General features: G+C 52.8%; 17 protein-coding genes. 4 read left to right on the forward strand and 13 right to left on the reverse strand.

From position 1 onward, the window contains the following. Positions 1-5: 5 nt before the first annotated feature. The 11 genes from ACO0LB_RS19255 to ACO0LB_RS19305 form a co-directional block, all read right to left on the reverse strand. Complete coding sequence (locus ACO0LB_RS19255; protein WP_423052073.1) at positions 6-743, reverse strand: TonB family protein; 738 nt, start codon at positions 741-743, stop codon at positions 6-8. Positions 744-759: 16 nt separating this feature from the next. Next, a complete protein-coding gene (locus ACO0LB_RS19260) occupies positions 760-1629 on the reverse strand; it encodes a class II aldolase/adducin family protein (RefSeq protein ID WP_423052075.1) in 870 nt (289 codons plus the stop codon). 22 nt (positions 1630-1651) lie between these two features. Continuing rightward, on the reverse strand, positions 1652-2608 hold the full coding sequence (locus ACO0LB_RS19265) for a D-isomer specific 2-hydroxyacid dehydrogenase family protein (protein ID WP_423052077.1): 957 nt from the start codon (positions 2606-2608) through the stop codon (positions 1652-1654). Positions 2609-2621: 13 nt separating this feature from the next. Beyond that, positions 2622-3725, reverse strand: a complete 1104-nt coding sequence (locus ACO0LB_RS19270) for an LLM class flavin-dependent oxidoreductase (RefSeq protein WP_423052079.1) — start codon at positions 3723-3725, stop codon at positions 2622-2624. Further along, positions 3722-4996, reverse strand: coding sequence for an acyl-CoA dehydrogenase family protein (locus ACO0LB_RS19275; protein WP_423052081.1), 1275 nt, complete (start codon positions 4994-4996; stop codon positions 3722-3724). Before ACO0LB_RS19275 ends, ACO0LB_RS19270 begins: the two co-directional genes overlap by 4 nt. 2 nt (positions 4997-4998) lie before the next feature. After that, positions 4999-5868, reverse strand: a complete 870-nt coding sequence (locus tag ACO0LB_RS19280) for an ABC transporter ATP-binding protein (protein WP_423052083.1) — start codon at positions 5866-5868, stop codon at positions 4999-5001. A 2-nt stretch (positions 5869-5870) separates the two neighbouring features. Next, entirely contained in the window at positions 5871-6719 is an 849-nt protein-coding gene (locus ACO0LB_RS19285) for an ABC transporter permease (protein ID WP_423052085.1), read from the reverse strand. A 130-nt stretch (positions 6720-6849) separates the two neighbouring features. Further along, positions 6850-7764 carry a LysR family transcriptional regulator gene (locus ACO0LB_RS19290; RefSeq protein WP_423052087.1) on the reverse strand — a complete coding sequence of 305 codons (915 nt, stop codon included), beginning with the start codon at positions 7762-7764 and terminating at the stop codon, positions 6850-6852. Between the two features lie 48 nt (positions 7765-7812). Beyond that, a complete protein-coding gene (locus ACO0LB_RS19295; protein ID WP_423052089.1) occupies positions 7813-10179 on the reverse strand; it encodes a TonB-dependent receptor plug domain-containing protein in 2367 nt (788 codons plus the stop codon). Between the two features lie 62 nt (positions 10180-10241). Then, positions 10242-10736, reverse strand: coding sequence for a Rid family hydrolase (locus ACO0LB_RS19300; protein WP_423052091.1), 495 nt, complete (start codon positions 10734-10736; stop codon positions 10242-10244). A 24-nt stretch (positions 10737-10760) separates the two neighbouring features. Further along, positions 10761-12347, reverse strand: a complete 1587-nt coding sequence (locus ACO0LB_RS19305; protein WP_423052093.1) for a flavin monoamine oxidase family protein — start codon at positions 12345-12347, stop codon at positions 10761-10763. Positions 12348-13367: 1020 nt separating this feature from the next. Between ACO0LB_RS19305 and ACO0LB_RS19310 the strand changes: the two genes are divergently transcribed. Then, a complete protein-coding gene (locus ACO0LB_RS19310) occupies positions 13368-14456 on the forward strand; it encodes a GGDEF domain-containing protein (RefSeq protein WP_423052095.1) in 1089 nt (362 codons plus the stop codon). 216 nt (positions 14457-14672) lie between these two features. Here the strand turns inward: ACO0LB_RS19310 and ACO0LB_RS19315 are convergent, their stop codons facing one another. Both ACO0LB_RS19315 and ACO0LB_RS19320 read right to left on the reverse strand, forming a co-directional pair. Continuing rightward, the gene (locus tag ACO0LB_RS19315) at positions 14673-15068 is read right to left on the reverse strand and encodes a thiol-disulfide oxidoreductase DCC family protein (RefSeq protein ID WP_423052097.1); all 396 of its coding nucleotides are present in this window, start codon (positions 15066-15068) and stop codon (positions 14673-14675) included. 510 nt (positions 15069-15578) lie between these two features. Beyond that, complete coding sequence (locus tag ACO0LB_RS19320; RefSeq protein ID WP_423052099.1) at positions 15579-16145, reverse strand: cytochrome b; 567 nt, start codon at positions 16143-16145, stop codon at positions 15579-15581. Between the two features lie 306 nt (positions 16146-16451). Here ACO0LB_RS19320 and xdhA point away from each other — a divergent pair, with 306 nt between their 5' ends. The 3 genes from xdhA to guaD all read left to right on the forward strand — a co-directional run bounded on the left by xdhA (position 16452) and on the right by guaD (position 21864). Next, entirely contained in the window at positions 16452-17939 is a 1488-nt protein-coding gene (gene xdhA, locus ACO0LB_RS19325; RefSeq protein ID WP_423052101.1) for a xanthine dehydrogenase small subunit, read from the forward strand. Positions 17940-17946: 7 nt separating this feature from the next. Beyond that, a complete protein-coding gene (gene xdhB / locus ACO0LB_RS19330) occupies positions 17947-20424 on the forward strand; it encodes a xanthine dehydrogenase molybdopterin binding subunit (RefSeq protein WP_423052103.1) in 2478 nt (825 codons plus the stop codon). 117 nt (positions 20425-20541) lie between these two features. Then, the gene (gene guaD, locus ACO0LB_RS19335; RefSeq protein WP_423052105.1) at positions 20542-21864 is read left to right on the forward strand and encodes a guanine deaminase; all 1323 of its coding nucleotides are present in this window, start codon (positions 20542-20544) and stop codon (positions 21862-21864) included. The last annotated feature ends 24 nt before the right edge of the window (positions 21865-21888 follow it).

Genomic DNA, 21888 nt, shown 5'->3' on the forward strand with positions numbered 1-21888 from the left:
TTGGTCTAGTTAATCTTAAAAATGATGTTCCCTGCCAGCAGATAGCTGTTGCCCCCCAAGTCAGGCAGACGTGGGAAAGGCGCAGCACGGCGTATGGCTTCGCGTGCTGCTTCATCCAGCGCATCCGTACCGGATGACTGAATATCAAACGAGATCAGCGCCCCCGCCGGATTCAATGTCAGTCGATAGCCGACCTTGCCTTGTTGGCGACGCATCTTGGCCTCGCGTGGATAATCGGTATTGCTGTTGATGCGCGCATAGACCTGGTTCACATAATCAGTTGGTATGCCTTCGGTCGTGATCTGCTTTGGTGCTGCCGCAACCGGTGCCGCAGGTGCAGGTGTCACTGGCTGAGCCGGAGCCGGTGCAACAGGAGTCACCGGACCTATGGGTTCAGCATGCGTCAGCGCTGGCGGCGTGTAGGTTTCAGCTTTGGCGGCAGAAGTCTCCACGGTCTTCGGTACTGGAACCGTTGGCGTCACCGGAACGGGGGGGGCGAGCTGTACCGGCGCTTTCGTCGGTTCCGGTTTTGGTGGCACCAGCTCTTGTCTGGGTTCTTCCTGAAGGCGAAGCAACTCCACCACCGGTGGCGGCGCTACCTGAACCGCCTGACCGGACCAGCCCCAGATCGCTATCAGGGCTGCGCCGTGTATCAGTACCGATACCGCCGTGCCGGGCTGGCGCAGGCCGCCGCCCAGTTTCGCGGCAGGCGCGTCGTACTGCAATAGAATGGCGCTCGTCATCTCTGCTCTCCCTTGCTTAATTAAACAGATCCGGCTCTTCGCGGGTGATCACATCCCACAATGGCTGAAAGCTGAACCAGCCGCCTGCATCAGAGCCGATCTGGTTCGCTGTATGACGCGCTACCTCATGCGATATCGGCTTGGTTGTGCCAGCCGCTTCCGACAACAGTTGTGCCTGCGCCGCGTTCTCGAAGGCGATGTAACGCCACACAGCAGATTCCACCGACGCACCAACTGTCAGCAGACCGTGGTTTTGCAAAATGACCGCCTTGCGCGAACCAAGCGTGTTGGCAATGCGTTCACCTTCACTCGAATCCAGAACAACGCCGCTGAAGTCGGAGAAAATCGTATGGTCTTCATAGAAGGCGCAAGAATCCTGGGTCAGCGGATCGAGCAGGCGACCCTGCGCAGAAAATGCCTTCCCATACAAACCGTGTGAATGCGCCGCTGCAATCACATCCGGCCGCGCTTTATGCAACTCTGAGTGAATCGCGAACGCAGCGCGATTCAAGAGACCATCGCCTTCCACCACCTTGCCTTCGTGACTGACCAGAATCAAATCTGACACGCGGATGTGACCAAAGTACACGCCAGCCGGATTGACCCAGAAGTGATCCGGAAACTCAGGATCGCGCGCCGTGATGTGACCCGCTCCTCCCATGTCATAGCCATAGCGGGCAAAGAGACGGAACGAAACAGCCAGCCGTTCCTTGCGATGTTGGCGCTGCTCTTCCAGTGTGGGTGGTGGTGGCGGTTCAGCAAAAATAATATTGCCGTTGGCGTCACGCGGCGCGCTGTAGATAGCAGGACGTGGATGCGTCTTGCCGACCTGGCGCAGATGAGGCCGTGACAACGGCGCAGAATGCAAAGGAGAAGTGCTGCTCATGGTGATTCCTTATTGGTCGTTTTCAGTAGCCACGTGTGGTATCAACCACGTCGGCCAGTGGCTTTCCGCTGCGGAAGCGGTCCAGGTTGAGTACAAACTTGTCGATCAGGGCAGGCACGATCTGGTCGGTACTCGGCGAAATATGCGGTGACAGGCGAATTTTCGGATGTCCGTAAAAGGCATGGCCTGCTGGCAACGGCTCAGGATCAGTCACATCCAGCGTTGCCAGTGCAAGCCGACCTTCGTTCAGTGCATCCAGTAGCGCCGGATGATCTACCAGATTACCGCGTGCAATGTTGATCAGGTGTAATCCTGCTCTGGCGTGTTTCAACGAAGCTTCGTTAATGACATGCCGGGTTTCAGCAGTGGATGGTGCTGCCAGCACCAGATGATCGGAACGTTGCAGCAGTTCCTCCAGCGTGGCGACGCGCTCCACACCATCCACTTCAAACGGCGCAGCCGAACGGCGCAGTGCGATGACCTTGATCCCCAGTGACAGCGCGCGTTGTGCCAGCGACTGACCGATAGAACCAAAACCATACAGACCCAGAGTACTGCCCTGCACCTGACCGAGAGACAGACGACGCCAGTCGCTCGCCTGTTGCAACCAGATTTCAGGGATCCGTTTGGCGGCACTGAAAATCGCTGCCAGTACGTATTCGGCGATGGCAATGGAAGCCGTTCCCCGTGCCGACGTTACTACCGGGCCATCAAACAGCCAATCCGGGTAATAGTCGATGCCAACGGAAGCTAACTGCACCCAGCGTACTTTGTTCCAACCCGTGGGTGCTGGAGTCTGCAACAAGGTCTGCCCATTCGGTGCAGGTAGTGCAAACAGTACGTCCGTCCCTGCTGGTAATGCGGTCAGCGGACCGGGTAGTACGTCATGTACTGCGAGGCCGGTACGCTGTGCCAGCAAGCGGTTCACCCTCGGGTCGAACTGGCTGGCGACGATCAGGTCGCTTGTAAAATCGCTCATCGCCTGCCCCCTCTCAGGCAGCCAGGCGCGAAGCCTGAGCCTCGCGGTCTGCAACGGCAGCACGCACCAAAGGAATCAACTCACGCCCATACTGCAACGCATCCTGAATAGGATCGAAGCCGCGTATCAAGAAGGTCGTCACGCCCAATTCCCAGTATTTGAGCAAGGCATCGCGCACCTGCTCCGGCGTCCCCACCAGACCTGTAGAATTACCGGCCGCTTTGGTCAGCGTCGCAATACCTGTCCACAGACGTTCATCAACTACATTGCCTTGCGCTGCTGTTTCCAGCAATCGTTTAGCGCCGATATTTTCAGGCTCTTGCGGACGTTTGCTGAAATGCACATTGTGTTTGACACGTTCAGTCGCCGCAGCCAGGATCGCATCTGCCTTGGCCCATGCAGCTTCCTCTGTGGCGGCCAGCACCGGGCGCAGCGACAGGCTGAAACGAATTTTGTCAGCGCGCCCATATCTGGCAGCTGCTGCACGTACGCGGGCGATGGTGTCAGCCACCTGCGCCAGTGACTCACCCCACAAGGCATAAACGTCGGCATGTTTGCCTGCGACTTCAATCGCCGCGTCAGACGATCCGCCAAAGTAAATCGGCAAGTGCTGATTGCGTAGCGGACGCACACCAGCATTCTGGCCTTTCAGACGATAGTTGGTGCCTTCATGATCGAACGGGCCTTCCGAGGTCCAGGTTTTTTTAACTACGTCGAGAAATTCATCCGAGCGTTGATAGCGCTGATTGTGATCCAGATAATCGCCATCGCGTTGCTGTTCTGTGTCGTCGCCACCGCTGATGATATGTACACCGATACGACCATCGCTGAAATGATCCAGTGTCGCCAGTTGTCGTGCGGCCAACGTCGGTGCGACAAAGCCGGGGCGATGCGCCAGCAAAATGCCGAGCTTCTCCGTTTGCGAAGCGATATACGAAGCGACCTGAAAGCCGTCAACCGAGGCGCTGCTGTGGGCGACCAATACGCGATCGAAACCGGCGTACTCGTGGGCATTGGCCACTGCTGCTAAAAAACTTTTATTCACAACCGGGCCTTGCGGCAGCAATGTTTCGGTCACTTCCTGGGTGGCGCTAAAGCCGATAAATTCGATGCTCATGATGCTTCCTTTACAGAGGGTGAAGAGATAGTGGAGACTGCTGAAATGCCGGCGATGCCAGCGAGTGGGGGATTGCGGGTAATGTGGGCAATATGTGCAGCACGGGCAGCAAATGCCGCACGACCACTGTTGATCAGAATCGTGTCGTTTTGGGGTGTGTGAATGCGGCTGCACAGCACGTCGCGGTAATGGCGCTCTAACGGGTTGGCACGTGACAAGCCCGGATTACCGCTCAGTTCGATGGCCTTTTCCACCACCTTGATCGCCTGATTGGTCACCAGATATTTGACCCGAAAACCATCTGCTGGCGCGATCGCGCCGCTGGCGGCAGACTCAATCAAGACGCGATTGGAAAACAGCCACGCATCCAGTTCACCCAGCGCTTCCTGAAAGCGCGGCAAGCTCGATAGCGGCGCACCCAGATTGGCTGGCACGCGCTCTTGCAGCCATCCGGCCAGCCAGTCGCGTGCAGAGCGTGCCACGGCATCGTAGATAGCGGATATCAGGACTGACATCCATAGCAGTAATGAATTGTCGATATCCGGTGCAGATCCGGCAGGCGCTACTTCGACCGCATGATCCAGCGGTACCAGCACGTCGTCAAATACCACTTCGTGGCTGCCAGTCGCACGCATACCGAGATGGTCCCATGTATCGATCACGCTGATACCGGGCGTATCACGTCGCACCAGCCAGCTACCGACCAGTGGTTCTGGATCGTCACTACGGGCCCACACACCCAGCCAGGTCAGGCGCGGAATGCCGGTCGAATAAATTTTACGGCCACTGATGCGCCAGCCCTCTGGTGTGCGCCGTGCGATCGTACCAGGTAAACCACCGCGCGCTGGCGTTCCCAGTTCCGGCTCTACGCGTAGTGCGTTGATCAGAGCGCCATCGCGTAAGGTCTCGTCGAGTACGCGCTGTTGCAGATGTTGCGGCCATCGTGTCTTACGATCAGAGGCGTGATGCAGGTACTGCATGGTCAGCACCAACGCGGTCGATGGTTCGCCTCGTGCAACAGCCGCCACTACGCGTGCGGTCTGCGCCAGATTGGCACCCAATCCGCCTTGCGCGAGTGGTATGGTCAGGCCAAGCAAACCCAGTTCGTGCAAACGTTCAAAATTCTGATGCGGAAAGCTGGCAGCACGGTCATGTTGTTCGGCAGTGGCGGCAAACTCTGCTGTCAGTGTTTCCAGCAATGCAGCAAATTCCGGGCTGTCGAGCTGGTGACCGCGATCGGCGGATGGTCGGCGAAGGAGAGAAGTAGGCATGATCAGATCGAAAAGTTACTGAAGTTAAAAGGTAAGACGATGGGCTCTGGCTCTGGCTCCGTCGTGACGGGTGTATCGATTTCGACACCCAGTAATTCCAGCAACTGTGCGCGGACCTGCTGGAACTGCGGCAGTTCGGCGCTGCGCGGACGTGGCTGGGTAATAGCAATATCAGAGACGATGCGCCCTTGCTCCAGCACCAACACGCGGTCAGCCAGTAACACCGCCTCATCAACATCGTGCGTCACCAATAACACTGCCGGACGGTGTTCACGCCATAGCGACAAAATCAACTGGTGCATGCGGATACGGGTCAGTGCGTCAAGCGCAGCAAAGGGTTCGTCCAGCAGCAGCAACTGCGGTTCGCGCACCAGTGCCCGGGCCAGCGCTACCCGCTGCGCCTCTCCTCCAGACAACGTGCCAGGCCAGGCATTTTCCCGATGCGCCAGACCTACTTCTGCCAGCGCCTGACGTGCACGCTCACGCGGCTGATCTATCTTCAGACCCAATGTCACATTGCGCCAGGCGCGCTTCCAGGGCATCAGACGTGGCTCCTGAAAAACTGCCGTACAGGCTTTCGGCACCTGCAGCGTGCCTGACGTAATGCGATCCAATCCCGCCAAGGCACGCAGCAGCGTCGTCTTGCCGGAACCACTGCGCCCGAGCAGCGCAACGAATTCACCGGCACGAATATCCAGATTCAATTGATCGAGGATGATGTTGTTACCAAAACGTTTGGTTAGCTGGCGTGCATATACCGGTGTATGTGTTACGACGGGTACCACGGGCGCCACTGGCACATCAATGTGATATCCAGCAATGCCGTCGTTACGGGGCTGCACGCTTAACAGGTCGAGTTGTATGCTGGTCATGCTTAATCCTTGATAAAAGTCGGGCGCCATGCCAGCAGGTAGTGCTCAATCGCACGCACCAGAAAATCGGTAGCGAGGCCAAGCAGGCTGTACACCAGCAGGCAGACGACGATGACATCGGTACGCATGAAGTCGCGGGCATTGTTAATCAGGTAGCCCAGACCGGCCGTGGCGTTGATCTGCTCCACTGCGACCAGGGACAGCCAACCCACACCGAGCGAGTAGCGCAGACCAATCAGAAAAGATGGCAAGGCACCCGGTAAGATCACGTGAACAATCAGTTGTGGGTAGCTCAGACCGAACAGACGAGCCGCTTCCACCAGCTTGGCATCGATACCGCGTATGCCGCTGTATAAGGTCAGGTACATAGGAAAAGTAGTCGCGAAGGCAATCAAGGCGATCTTGGTGAACTCGCCGATACCAAACCACAAAATAAACAGTGGCACCAGCCCGAGAAAGGGCAAGGTACGCGCCATCTGCATGGTCGAATCAATCGCAACTTCACCCTGGCGCGACAGGCCAGAAAGCAACGCCAGCGCTGTACCCAGTGACAACGACACTGCCAGGCCCGTCATCACGCGTTGCAGCGATACCAGGACATTGCTACCGATTTCACCGGAAACAATCAGTTCACCAAGTGTGACGAATATCTGCGATGGTGCAGCCAGTATGCGCTCCGGCAACATGCCAGTGCGGGATGCTATTTCCCATACTGCCAGTAACACCAATGGACTCAGGCCACGGCGCAATACGGAAACCAGGATGGTACGCTGAATGGAGACTCTTGAAACAGGCGCCGCATCGAGCACAGATGCTGGAGCGGCGCCGTAGGAGGGAGTGGAAACTGCCATGTTTTTGCTTTCCTATACTGATGATTTGAAGGCTTTGCAAGCCATTGAAATCTAGTATAGAGAGCAAATGATTATTCCAAAACTAATTTTTTGTACTACTGATATATGATTTTTATGAATAATCTTAATGTCAGCGCATGACTACTTTGAGCGGTGTTTCTGCAAAGGCGGTTTGCACTGCCTCAGCAAAAAAATCGATCGCATGCTGCACCGGACCCGGCTGCAAAGGCTGCACCAGCCAGATATCCAGCACAGGTCTGAAATCACTGACATGAACGATATCGAGCTGCGAGCGATGGCGACTCCGCTCCAGGATGGGACGGGGCATCAGCCCCAGCCCAAGCTCATTGGCAGCCAGACCCAGTTGCAGGTCTGTGCCGAAAGTTTCCATATTAATTTTGAATGATAAGCCTTGTTCTGCCAGCGCCCGCGCCAATCCTGCCCGGAAACCGCAACCGTCGGGATTGAGCACCCAACCGATATTAAAAATGTCGCGCAGTTTGTAAGTACGCCTGGACATCGTGTCTTTTTTTGCCACCACCACCAGTTCAATGCGACCCAGACCACGTCCCCGCAAACCCTCCGGCAACACTTTGGTGGTCGGAAACAGCGCCACCGCAGCATCGATTTCGGCGTTGGCGACGCGTTCCACCAATTGCGAACCCCAGCCTGAAGAAACCTCGGTATGCAGTCCCTCGAAGTTGCGGCTCAGACGTTGCAGCGTATCGATCAACACCACATCGCCGATGGTCTGGATCACGCCGATGCGGAATACACCGGTTGGCGCATGATCATCCTGCACCAGATTGCGCAAGTGATCCACCTCCAGCAGTACCTTGCCACATTGGTCAAATACCTGACGCCCCATCGCGCTGGGTTTGGGTGGCTTGACACTGCGGTCAAGCAATTCCACCCCCAGCGCGTGCTCCAGATTCTGCACCCGGCGCGTAATGGCGGATTGAGTCAATCCCAGTGCCTCTGCAGCAGCACTGACCGACTGGTTGCGCACGACGGCTACGAAGGCGCTGATGTCATCTATTTTCATGTCGTTGTTAAGATAAACCATGCAAAAACAGTCGTCATCTTAACAGCATCAGAACTTGTAACTCGCGCGCGCGTAGTAGTAACCGCCATTAAATGGTATCTGCGCGGCGGCCGTGTCGTACTGATACACTCCCAGATAACGACTCGCATCGGGGACCTTGGTCGGGTAAACATTAAACAGATTGTTCGCCCCGAAGGCCAGTTGCAAGGATTTCGTCACGGCATAACGCACCTCCAGATCGACCAAGGTCTTCGGCGCGTTTTCGATGTGGTTAAACACGGTCGTTGAATAGATGTTTGGTCCCGAATAGAAAGTCGCTTCAGTCTCGGTCTTTCCATAGCGTGTGGCGTGCAAGCTGACGCCCCACTGGTCGCGACTCCAGACACCGCCGATAATCAACTTGTTTTTAGGTGTGGCAGTGGTCAGGTAGCCGACCTGCTGTGCATTCAGCAAAGATCTGCCGTTGTTATCGTTGGCGACCTTGGTCACCTCGCTGGTGTTGAAGTTGGCTGCAAAATCCCATTCAATCCGACCTGCGCTTCCAAGATTGGTTGGATAACTGGCAGACAGGTCGATCCCCTGGGTCTGAGTATCAACACCGTTCGCAAAATAACTGGCGCTGACAGATGACAAACCACTTGGCAGGTTGATGCCAGCCGCCGTCAACGCATTAATCGCCGCCTGACCGCTATACGTGCCACCCTGCACAATGCGATCGCGAATCGTAATGCGGTAGGCATCCAGCGTCACGTGCAGTTTATCGATCGGCTCAGCGACGATGCCGATATTAATACTATGTGATTTCTCTGGCTTCAGAGGTACTGCGCCCAGACTGCGTGCTGCGACTGAATTGACAGCCAACTGACCACCGGCCGTCGTTGGTGATACCGCCAGACTGGTGTAGTACTCCTGCGCCAATGATGGTGCGCGGAAACCTGTACCAATCGTCGCGCGCACTGCAAGGCGCGGATCAAATGCATAGCGGGTTGACAGTTTGGCGTTGCGGGCGTTACCGGCGTCGCTGTAATGTTCATAGCGCCCCGCCAGTTCAGCTTCCCATTGCGAAGTAAAACGCGTGGACAGGTCGAGGTAACCGGCACCGATATTACGCGAGTGTTCGCCGGCGCTGACCGGTGACAACCCCGGCAAGGCCTGCGCACCGCTGCCGTAGTACGAGGCAATGTCACCGGCACCAACCTCATAGGATTCACGCCGGAACTCCGCACCCAACGCGACGCTGAGTGGCGCTGACAACACGCCGGTGTTGACATCACGTGCCAAGCCAGCGTTCAGGCTTTGCTGAATGTTCTGGTATTGGGCAAGACGGAAATCAGTCGGTGTGGTACCGGTGGCAGCAAACAAGTCCGTGTTGGCAGAATCAGTCATGCCGATCTTGACGTTGTCAATACCATAGCTGGCGCTCAGATCCCAGCGCCAGCCAGCAAGATCATTCCCCTTCACACCTGCCGTAATGCTGCCATCGGTTTCATTACTGGTTTCCACGGGGCTAAAGCCGTTAGGGTAAATTTGCGGTAATTTCGATGGCAAACGGTAGTTCTGCACGCTGGCGCCACTACGATGTGCGATGGTAGCGAAAGCATATAAATCAACGTCCTTGTTGACGGCGATACCAGCATTGAGCGCAGCAGATTCACGTCGGCTTTGTGGATCACCCAGCGTACGATTGACGAAGGTGCCCGTGCGCACATCGGCACCACTGCGCACGCTGTGATCATGACGACTATATTCGGTACTCAGATGCAAAAAGCCGTCCTCGCCCAGCGGCAACCCAAGGTCCGCGGCACCACCTACAGTAAAGCCATCATGCTTGTAGTACTCACCGCTGGTCGCAGTCAGGCTGCCTCCACTACTGGACGACTTGAGAATCACGTTAATGACACCAGCGATAGCATCCGAACCATACTGAGCCGCAGCGCCATCGCGCAGCACTTCAATGTGATCGACTGCGCTGACCGGAATCAAATCGATATCAACTGGCGTTGCTCCTTGCTGAGAACCAGGATCAGCGGTGATATTGGCGGAGGTATGGCGTCGCTTGCCGTTCACCAGCAGCAGTACGTGATTAGGGCTGAGACCGCGCAGTGTCAGGGCGCTGGTCAAATTGGCCGCGTCACCTACCTGCGCCAGACGGCTGACCGATGGCAGCAATTTGACCAGCGCGTCGCGCAAATCAGTCTGACCAGTCCGCTGCAAATCCTTCGCACTGATGACATCAATAGGGCTGAGACTCTCACCGGCAGAGCGCTGAATATCACGTGTCCCGGTGACAACAACATCCTGTGGTGACGAGGCCGAGTCTAACTCTGCCGCCCATGCGGATGGATAAAAGAACAAAAGGGAAATAGCAATTGCCAGTGGCTGACGACGCAGTGCCGTCGATGATCGTTGATTCATGCGTAATACTCCGGTATGTCGACAAATATGAGGGATATGAAAAATATGAATGCCAAAATGAGTCAGGGCTTGATGCGAGCGGCAATCAGATCAATTTCGACCAAGGCACCAGGTAACGGCAGCGCTACCACCTGCAAAGCTGTCCGTGCCGGTTTGGCCGGTTGCGCGGCTGTACCGAAAAATTGTCCATAAGCAGCGTTCAGTCCAGCAAAATCGAGCTTGTTATCCAGCTTAGGATCACCAACCAGAAACACGCGTACCGACACCACATCACCAAAGCTCAATCCTTCGTTTGCCAGAGCTGCCTCCAGCCGATGCAGCACAGACAGCGTCTGGGTTTTGGTATCGCCGGTCACGGATTCCGGCAGTACACCGCTGAAGTACACGGTTTCTACCGCTGGCACGGTGACGGCGACGGAGACAGGAAAATTGGAATTCGGTATGGGTGTGCGTTTGATTTGCTGAGCATGGGCAGCAGATGTACCCAACAACAAACCTGTTGATAACAGAATGGTCGATAACAAACTGGTTGATAACTGGATGGCGTGAGTTTTCATGAAAATTCTTCCTTGAATGTGAAGTTATGCTGCGCGCGGTGATGTGGCTTGTGCCGCAACACGGTTGGCAATGGCAGCGACGGCATGGTGTGCGGACAAGGCCGCACCTTCTTGCCAGGCGCCGATCTGGCTCAGGTATTCGCCTGCAAAATGCACGCGGCCTTCTGGTTGGTTCAGTCGTGTATATTCTTTTTCGGCAGGTGTTGCCCAATGCACCCATGCACCCAGGCTGTATGGAACTTTGTGCCAGGCGACGCTGACTGGCCTTTGAAGTTCTGCGCCACGACCCGGGTGCACGCGGTCGATCACCGCACGCGACGAGGCAAACTGCGATGCCAGCGGCTTCGCTGTAAAGTCGCGTGCGACCTGACCAATGTTGTAGCAGCCAACCAGCACGCCAGTCTTTTTGTGGAAGCCACCGCTCGGATACCAGATCAGCGCTGTCTCATGTTTGACAACCGAGATACCGCCATAAATCTGATACTCGGTTTCCCAAAACCGGCGTGTTTGCCATGCAATTTTGCTGGCGGTGTCGTAATGCACACTGGAGATGGCTTGCTGAACCTCAGGCGAGAAATTAGTCTCTACTTTTGCCAGTACGGGAAGCGGGAAAGTGGTAATCGCAAAATCTGCTGACAGCGTCTGCTGCTTGCCGCTACGACGATCACGTACCGTCACTTCAACGCGATTACTCTGATTGCGTATCCCGCTGACCTCCGTATTTAGGCGTACCACATCTTTCAGACGCTGATGGAACGCCTGCGGAATGCGATCCATGCCGCCGACCGGCTGCAACATGGTTGGCTGGAAAATAAGCAGCTCGTCAAAAATCAACGACGTCCATAAGTCTGGATCCAGCAAGGCATCCAGCGACAATGGATCAGGTCGTTCTCCTATCTGCTCTGCCGCGCCTGGAAATACTTTGTAGCCAGAGCGTTCGCTGCCCTTGAATTGTGCCTGCGGCATCAGGTCACCATATACCTTAAGAAACTCGACCAGCCGCGCACGGTCACCAGCATTCAGCTCTTCGTCCAACGCCCCTTTGTTGGTCGCACGTGCCAACAACTCAGAAATACGGCCACGCGCATCGTTGATGGCACGCCGTAGCTGAATCGGTTGCCCGCCCTTGGCTGCATCCGGCAAGAAGTAGGCACTGCGACTGGTATTCACCTCCGCTTCCAGTTCAACACCAAACTCGCGGCAATAGCCAAGAATAGTTTGATGATGACTGGGCAGACGCGCCGGCCCGGCGTTGAAGTAATGCCCAGGCTCGAAATCAGCCACCTGAGTCGTGCCGTCATTCAGTTCTATGCGTGTGCCGTTGCGGATAGTCCAGTTACGACCGCCAACGCGATCACGCGCCTCAATCACCTGCACCTCATAACCCGCCTTGCGCAATTCATAAGCCGAGACCAGCCCCGCGATCCCGGCCCCCAACACCAACACTTTCAGCCCTTTACCGGAACCCGGTGCCAGTTGTAGCGGAGCCGCTGGTGCCGCTGCCGCAACGACAGAAGTGCCCAGTCCCAAGGTCGCCATTGCCGCTGCTGCAGCGGTGTAACCACTGCTTGCAGCCAGTTGCACCAGAAATTTTCGACGCGTTACAGTCATATTTACACTCCATAAGATGATTAAGTCAAAGCGATCTTATGTTGCGAAATATTATGTGCAAACTAATTATTTATCATATTGAAATATGAATATTGAGAATAATAAATTGATGTGAATAATCCTGACGGCAAAAAAATATCCGCTCAGCAGAAACAGAAAACACCGTTTGCCACTTGAGTCGCTATTTAAATCGAGCTCAATACCGCAGACAAATAAGAAAAAAATAGCGCCATCAAATGCGCATCAACGCAGATTCACTCACTACTGTACAAGTCAAAATAGCAAAGCTGAATGTCAGTCGCATTTTGATTGTGATCGTTCGTGAGTTTGTCATTTTGAAATTTTGTGGAGTGAACCTGCTTCGTTAAAGGATGTTAAATTTTCAAAAAATTTATTCTGGCAAATATTTTTAATATCAAGTAATTGTTAAATCTATTTAAAAAAGATAGTTAACTCATCAATCTAGTCTTAATTAAATGACTATGGACTTATTATATTGTCTGAAGTTTAATTTTCATGTTGGGTAGTCTGCTTTGAGTGTTTTTATGTTGATCAGATCATCGTCGCAAAGCTTTTTTTGAGCACCATGAAATAAGACATCTTCACAATTGAAAATAGCTGATTCAATGCAGTTGAAATAACGGGGAATATCTATTCTTTCGATACTCTGAAACGCTACATGAACGTACTGACTGAAAATAGAGAAGGCTGTTTTTTTGACTGAATAATTGCTTCAGCGAAGCCATCACTAGCGCAAACGAAGGTTGACACAGCAGAACAAAAATAATGCTTTAAAGCATGTAGCAGGGCATAATAAATGTTTATTCATCAGCAAGTATTCCAAAGAGTCGGAAACTCGCAGATCATTTGAAAGAAATAAGCTTGTTGGGAGAAGCATCTGTTTTTTAATACAAACATCATGTTCTGAAACCCGATGGCGACGAACCCATTATGAAACCGCTGGATATATACACACTGTTGTTCATGACCGCTTCTGTTTGTGTTGGTCTGAGCATTCTCATGTTTTTTGTTCACCAGAGTTTCAAGACCGAGGTACGTGGAATTAATTATTGGGCTTGGGGGCAACTGTCGATATTGTTCGCCATCCTGATATTGGCTTTTCGAGGCACGCTGACAGATTTCATCGTTGTGCCAGCCTACAATGGCGCGCTGATGCTGGGATTGTGGCTGTCTCTACTCGGCACAGAACTATTCCTGGGTCGGCGACAGAGTTGGGGATTATTTTTGGTGATCTGGACCAGCACGATGTTTGGACTCATCTGGTGGCTGGTGGTCTCTCCCAGTTTTGCCGCTCGGGTAGCCGTGTTTTCGGCAGCAGAAATAGTGATTCATTTATTGCAGATACGATTGTCGTGGCGCCATGGCGAGCGGCATTTCAGTACGTATTTCTTCCTCACGCTGTTGCTCATGCAAGTGGCACTGACACTGGTGCGTGGTACGGCGGCAGTCCTGCTGGGTGACGATAGCGTTAATCTGTTATCCGGGACACCTCTTGCCACAAGTTATCTGGCGGTGTCGAACATACTCGTGCAGCTATTGAGTGTCGCGTTTCTTGTCCTTGCATCAAGACATTTACAACTATTGCTGGAACGCCGTAACAGGCAAGATCCTCTCACCGGGCTACTGAACCGACGTGGCTGTATGGAATATTATCAACGCATACAATCGCATGGACGCCAGACAGATGCACCTCTCGTTGCGCTGGCGATAGATATTGATCATTTTAAATCTATCAATGATGTGTATGGACATGCGATGGGTGACAAGGCATTAGTCCACGTCGCAACACAAATTCGTAATACCTTGCGCGAATTCGATCAGGTTGCACGGTTTGGCGGAGAGGAATTTGTTGCACTGTTACCGGGCACAAGCATTCAGGAAGCGCAAAGAGCGGCTGCACGTATTCAGACAGCATTGCTTGCAGCAAAAGATGACATTCCCCTCTGCACACTCAGCGTCGGCATCGCACGTCAAATGAACAATGAAGAAAACCTCGATCGCCTTCTGGCGCGGGCAGATGTGGCAATGTACAAAGCAAAAACCAACGGCAGAAATCGCATTGAATTGGCTGACGATATGGCAACTTGATGCTGTATGCACAGAGAGTCACATTCAAATACGAGTTAAAGAAAGTCGCTTCGAAGCTACCCATTGATATACAGAAAAACAGATACGTTACTCTCCGGGTATTGATCTCATCGATGCTGAAATGATTCAGTGTCAGTTTTAGCTCTGGTCTGAAAAATGCCTGGCAAATAAGAAGTTGTCAGGCATCCGCTTATCTTTAAACCGACTCAGACATATTCAAGCAGAGACAAAGCGCTTCGCTATTCTTTGCAACAGCGGTCGGATCACCAGAAAACAGCGGTACGCTCCTTCCATGAAAAAGAGCATGCCGGGTATTCTGGCAACCATACCGAGCCACCGCCAGCCTGGTAACCGATTCCAGACAAAGACGAATGCAGCAGCACCACTCAAAACCACACCCTCAGGGGTAATGAGATGAAAGCGTCGCAGGAGCTGCTCTTTTGTCATCCCTGAAGGCGGATTAAATTCAGATGTTGAGACATCAATCCAGCGAATTTCTTCTGTTGCTTGTATGCGCTGATATACCCCGACCTCAGTACGACATAGCGGACATGCGCCGTCAAACATGACTTCTGTCGCCGCGTTACATTGACTATCTGCGTTTTTTTCCATTACACCTGTCAGCGATCATATTCAGAAATTCATCAATTTTTCACACTCATGATGAATAAAAATAAGTATCCCTCACGAGGTACTTGAACCATATCGGCAATGCTACAGACCGTGAATTCGCCACGCTTGTGATGAACCATTTCAGCAGCTACTGGTACTAGTACTGGTACGCGCATGGCTCATTGTCGTGATCGATATTTTCGAGAAAATTTTGTAATTAAAAATGCGACGATGAAACCTTGAAAAAAATTGAAGAAAAGATTTTCAGGCTGAAAATGTACATCGCCTGAAACCAATGGTCGACCGGCCATGATGATCAATCCACATTGAATGCTGGTTTCTAATGCTTTATTTATTTCATGATAATGATTCATTTTACCGTCATCGCTCATTCACAGCGTTGTGACTACCTCGCTGAACGAGTGATTCAACTCATTCAATAAAAGTAACTACTACCCTCATCAGACTATATACGCCCAATTGTATGATATTGCTTTACGCAGATCATCTCTATTTTCTGAGTAACATCCGATGCAAGATACCATCTTTCCAAATGTAATGATGTGCAAGCGCGACGGCGGCATGTGCCAGTGCCAATACAAGAAGAATATTGGCCGCAAGTTCGTGCCACTCACCAGCGGCACTGCGCAATTCTTTGTTACCGGGATCAAAAGCGGGAATGCGAAATAAATCAAAAATATTATCACCACGTATCCATGTGTTGGCAAAACCAATCACCACCGTTGCAATGACACAAACATAAAGCAGAATATGCACCAATGTTGCGAGTGTCTGCTGCATTCCAGATGCTGATGGCGGCAGTTTTGCGCCCGAAGTTAAGCGCCACCAGATACGGAACAACACAATACCAGCCAACAATGTCCCGGCACTGATATGCAAACTGCGAACCAGCACCCGGGGAGTACCGCGCGGAAACCAGTCTATAGTGTGGGCGACTACCCATAAACCAAAGACGAGAAACGCGGTCAGCCAATGCAGCCAGATGGTTTTTTTATCGTAATGAGCAGAAGCGTCACTACGCGCCGCACTGCTATTTGAAAAGCCAAGGTTTGTCATATGGATTGCCAGTTGAAGGTAGCCAGAAACGCTCAGTGTAGTTGCTTATACGGCCGATTGTCGATACCTGAGCGTTGGCGCGGGTATTGCTTGATATGACTTGATATGACTTGATATGGCTTGATACTGCTCGATCTTGCATCGCTTAAAACAAGATTGGTGCGGATAATGGTTATCATCTCTTACTGATATCTCATATCCAGCCCAATGTTAAGCTGGCACAGCAAAGCCTTGTGATGAATAGAGAATAAGATACAAAGAATTACATGCAGAGAATTCAATACCGAATGACCCGTGGGAGCAATAATGTCTGAAGCGATTCGTTTTTATTTTCAGGGGGCTATGCAGACTGTCAGTGACCAGCCTACCACCCGCACCCTGCTCCAGTATGTGCGTGAACAGCGCCATTGCAGTGGCACCAAAGAAGCCTGTGCCGAAGGCGATTGTGGCGCCTGTACAGTAGTCGTGGCACAGTTGCATGGCGACCGGCTGGAGATGAATGCCGTTAATTCGTGTATTCAATTCATGCCCACGCTGGATGGCAAAGCAGTCTTTACCGTCGAGGATTTACGCCAGTCGAATGGCGATTTGCATCCGGTACAGCAGGCACTGGTGGATTGCCACGCTTCTCAATGCGGTTTTTGCACACCAGGTTTTGCGATGTCGTTATGGAGTCTTTATCTGAAAAAAGAAACTCAGACATCAGCACCATCCAGAGAAGAAGTGAATGAAGCTCTGTCAGGTAATTTATGCCGATGTACTGGCTATCGCCCTATCATTGATGCAGCCAGACGCATGAAGGAATTACCGGCGGTTCATTTTGACAGCCATACTCTGGCGGCGGCATTAAGCAAACTGCAACGCGAGGAAGGTTTTCAGTATTCAGCTCAGGGGCAACAATTTTATGCTCCGCGCACAATGTCGGAGTTGCTGCAACTGAGAGCGCAATACCCTGACGCAACATTATTGTCTGGCTCTACCGATATCGGATTATGGGTTACCAAACAAATGCGTCATCTGGGCGATATGATTTATCTGGGGGAAGTTGATGAATTACGCCAGATCGAGCGCACGGATAGCCACCTCAGTATCGGCGCGGCTGTCTCGTTGAATGATGCCTATGCCGTCATCTGTCAACACTACGCGGTGGAACTACACAAACTCTGGCAACGCTTCGCGTCACACTCGATTCGCAACACAGGTACGCTGGGCGGCAATGTGGCAAATGGCTCACCGATCGGTGATTCCGCTCCCTGGCTGATTGCACTGGGTGCAGAAATTGTTTTGCGCAGTCAGACGCAAGACAGACAAGTATTGCTGGAATCGTTTTATCTGGATTACATGAAGAAAGACCTGCATGCCGATGAAATCATCGCCAGCATACGCATTCCTTTACCAAAAGCCGGTGTGCAATTTCGCTGTTATAAATTATCAAAACGGGTGGATCAGGATATCTCTGCGGTATGCGGTGCTTTCAGCATCACGCTGGAAGACGATCTGATACGTGATGCAAGAATTGTCTTCGGTGGTATGGCAGCCACGACCAGACGAGCCCCACGGACAGAAGCCGCCATGGTAGGACAACGCTGGAACGAAGAGACTCAGAAGCAGGCATCGAGCTGCCTTGCACAGGATTATCAGCCACTCACGGACATGCGTGCGAGTAGTGAATATCGTCTGCAAGCGGCACAAAATCTGTTGCGCCGCTTCTGGCTGGAAACCGGTACAGATACACCCTCTGGCCCCAGTTCCATCAGCACCTATCAGTCAGCGTTACGCTCCCTGCAAGGATGATCACACCATGAATACGTCTATCGACATCCCTTCTTCTGGTCTGACAAAAACACAAACTCAGCAACTGATTGCGGACTGGGCAGAAGTCGGGCAATCACGTCCGCATGAGTCCGCCATCCTGCATGTTACTGGTCAGGCGAGATACATCGATGATATTCCTGAAATACAAGGCACATTGCATGCAGCACTGGGCTTATCCAGCAAAGCGCATGCACGTATCACGGCAATGAATCTGGACGCAGTCAGGCAATCTGCTGGCGTGGTGGCCGTCTATACGGCAGAAGATATCCCCGGCATCAACGACTGCGGCCCCATTCTGCATGATGATCCGATTCTGGCATCCGATCTGGTGCAGTACATCGGGCAACCCATTTTTGTCGTTGTCGCCGACAGCCACGATCATGCGCGACATGCAGCGCGTCAAGCACACATCAGCTATCAGGAATTACCGGCAGCACTGACACCAGCCGACGCAATGGCAGCGCAATCATTTGTTGTGCCACCAATGCACCTGCAACGAGGTGACGCGCAAAAAGCACTCGCAATGGCTCCCCATCATGTGCGGGGAACGTTGGCAGTCGGCGGGCAGGAGCAATTTTATCTGGAAGGTCAGATTTCTTACGCTGTTCCGGGCGAAGACCACAATATGCTCGTGCTCTGCTCCACACAGCATCCGACAGAAATGCAGCACGTTGTTGCGCATGCACTGGGCATTGCTTCACATCAGGTTCGCGTGGAATGCAGGCGTATGGGCGGCGGCTTCGGCGGCAAAGAATCGCAATCGGCACTATGGGCGGCCGCGGCCTCATTATGTGCGTGGCATCTGCAACGCCCGGTCAAACTCAGGGCGGATCGCGACGATGACATGCTGGTCACAGGCAAGCGACATTGTTTTGAATATGACTACGATGTGGGTTACGACGATGATGGCCGCATCCTGGGTGCGCGTATCAGTATGTTGTTACGCGCCGGATATTCTGCCGATCTGTCAGCACCTGTCGCTACACGTGCCATCTGTCATGTCGATAACGCTTATTATTTGTCGGATGTTGAAATCAGTGCTTTTTGCTGCAAAACCAATACGCAATCCAACACCGCATTTCGCGGATTTGGCGGACCGCAAGGTGCCATCATCATGGAATACGCGATCGATGACATTGCACGCCAACTTCATCAGGACGCACTGGATATACGCCGTCTGAATTTTTACGGACGCAATGACAACGAAGGCCGCAATGTCACTCAATATGGTCAGCACATCGATGACAATATTCTGCATGAACTGACAGAGGAACTGGAAACCTCCAGCCAGTACCGTCAACGTCGCGCGGAAATTCAACACTTCAATCGACACCATCAGACGCTGAAAAAAGGACTGGCTCTGACACCTGTCAAGTTTGGCATTGCCTTTAACGTGACGCACTTTAATCAAGCTGGCGCGCTGGTGCATATTTATACCGATGGTTCGGTACTGGTCAATCACGGCGGTACTGAAATGGGACAAGGGATACACACCAAAATCTGTCAGGTGGTGGCGCATGAACTGGGAATCAGTCTGGATCAGGTCAGGATCAGTGCGACCGATACCAGCAAGGTAGCCAATACCTCCGCAACTGCTGCTTCTACCGGCGCGGATCTGAATGGCAAGGCAGCACAAGATGCAGCGCATACCTTGCGTCTGCGTCTGGCAGAATTTGCTTGTCAGTTGCATGGCGGCGAAGTATCTGATGTCCACTTTGCGCGAGGTCATGTGTATCTGCATCAGCAGATCATCCCTTTTCCACAGTTGGTACAACAGGCTTATCTGGCGCGAGTGCAATTATGGTCGGATGGGTTTTATGCCACACCCGGATTACACTGGAATCCGGCTACGATGACGGGGCATCCGTTTTCTTATTTTTCGTATGGTGCTTCGGTATCGGAAGTGATCGTCGATACTCTGACCGGAGAATGGAAATTATTGCGCACCGATCTTTTATATGATGCCGGCAACTCTTTGAATCCTGCGATTGATACCGGTCAGGTGGAAGGTGGATTTATTCAGGGAATGGGTTGGCTGACAACCGAAGAACTATGGTGGAACAAGGATGGCAAGCTGATGACACACGCACCATCAACTTATAAAATTCCGGCCATTTCTGATTGTCCTGATGATTTCCGTGTCCGCCTGTTCAAGAATCAGAATACGCAAGATAGCATTCACCGCTCCAAAGCAGTCGGCGAGCCGCCACTGTTGCTGGCGTTTTCTGTATTCTTTGCGATCCGTGATGCAGTTGCCAGCGTCGCCGGACATCAATATCATCCACCGTTGCAAGCACCTGCGACCTGCGAATCAATTTTACGCTCTGTCCAAGCAGTGCAAGCAATGCAGGCCAGGGCAACTGCTGCAACTGAGGTAGCTGAGGTAGCTGAGGTAACTGAAGCAACGAAGTTAACCAGGCTCACTCAGGAAACACTGGCAAACAAAGAAAAGCATACAGAATGAAGCCTTTACCAGCCTTTACCAGCCTTTACCAGCCTTCATCACTTGCCTGCCAGCGAACATGACACGTAGTGCAGCAGGCCAGCATTTGAACCATCTCACAATACAAGGAACCTCCGTATGCGCATGACAACAGACCATTCCGGCATGCAGGTGTATCGTGCCAGTCTGCTGCATTTCATTCAGGATCCGGCATTCCATGAGCAGGCTTATCGCTGGCATGAAGATGGTCTGCTGCTGATTGCTGACGGAAAAATTGTCGCCGCCGATGACTATGAGGTGCTGAAGCAGCGTATCCCGCCAGACCTGCAGATACGGGATTTCCGGGGCAAACTGATTATGCCCGGCTTCATCGATACGCATATTCATTATCCACAAACAGACATCATCGGCTCCCCTGCAGAGGGTCTGTTGCCGTGGCTGGAGACCTACACATTCCCCACAGAAAAACAGTTTTCCGACCCATTGCACGCCATTGAAGTAGCCAATTTTTTTCTGGATGAATTACTACGCTGTGGCACCACGACAGCAATGGTTTACTGCACCGTGCATCCGGCCTCTGTCGATGCCTTCTTCGCTGCCAGTGAAGCACGCGATCTGCGCATGGTCGCTGGTAAAGTGCTGATGGACAGACATTGCCCGGATTTTTTACAGGATACGGCAGAGAGCGGAATACGGGATACGGAAGCACTGATACAACGCTGGCACAAGCGCGGGCGCGCCCTCTATGCCATCACACCGCGCTTTGCTCCCACTTCCTCGCTGGAACAAATGCATCTTGCCGGTGAGCTGGCGCGCGCCTATCCCGATACCTACCTGCAAACCCATGTCGCTGAAAATACGGATGAAGTCGCCTGGGCACGCGCGCTGTTTCCGTCAGCACGTAGCTATATGGATGTCTATGATCACTACGGCATGTTAAGACCGCGTTCGATGTTTGCACATTGCATCTGGCTCGATGATCTGGATCGCCGTCGCATGGCGGACACTGGTGCTGCCGTTGCTGTTTGCCCGACCTCGAATTTGTTTTTAGGTAGCGGCCTGTTCAATTTTGAACGCGCCGATGCCATGCAGGTTCCGTTGTCACTGGCTACTGACGTTGGTGGCGGCACCTCGTTTTCGATGTTGCACACCATGAATGAAGCATACAAAGTTGCCCGTATGTCAGGCACGCATCTGCCAGCACTACGAATGTTTTATCTGGCCACACTGGGTGCTGCGCGCAGTATGCAGCTTGAAGGCACGCTGGGCAGCTTCAGCAGTGGCAACGAAGCTGATTTCATCGTACTGGATTTACAGGCAACTCCCTTACTGGCACGCCGTACCGCGCGAGCAGACAGTCTGGAAGAACTCTTGTTTGCGCTGGCGATTCTGGGCGATGACAGAGCCGTAGCTGCGACCTATGCCGCCGGTCGCTGCGTACATTCCCGTGATGAAGAGTAAGGTTATTCACGTTATTAGCGCACA

Source organism: Undibacterium sp. SXout7W (genome assembly GCF_049339385.1).
GTDB lineage: Bacteria > Pseudomonadota > Gammaproteobacteria > Burkholderiales > Burkholderiaceae_D > Undibacterium.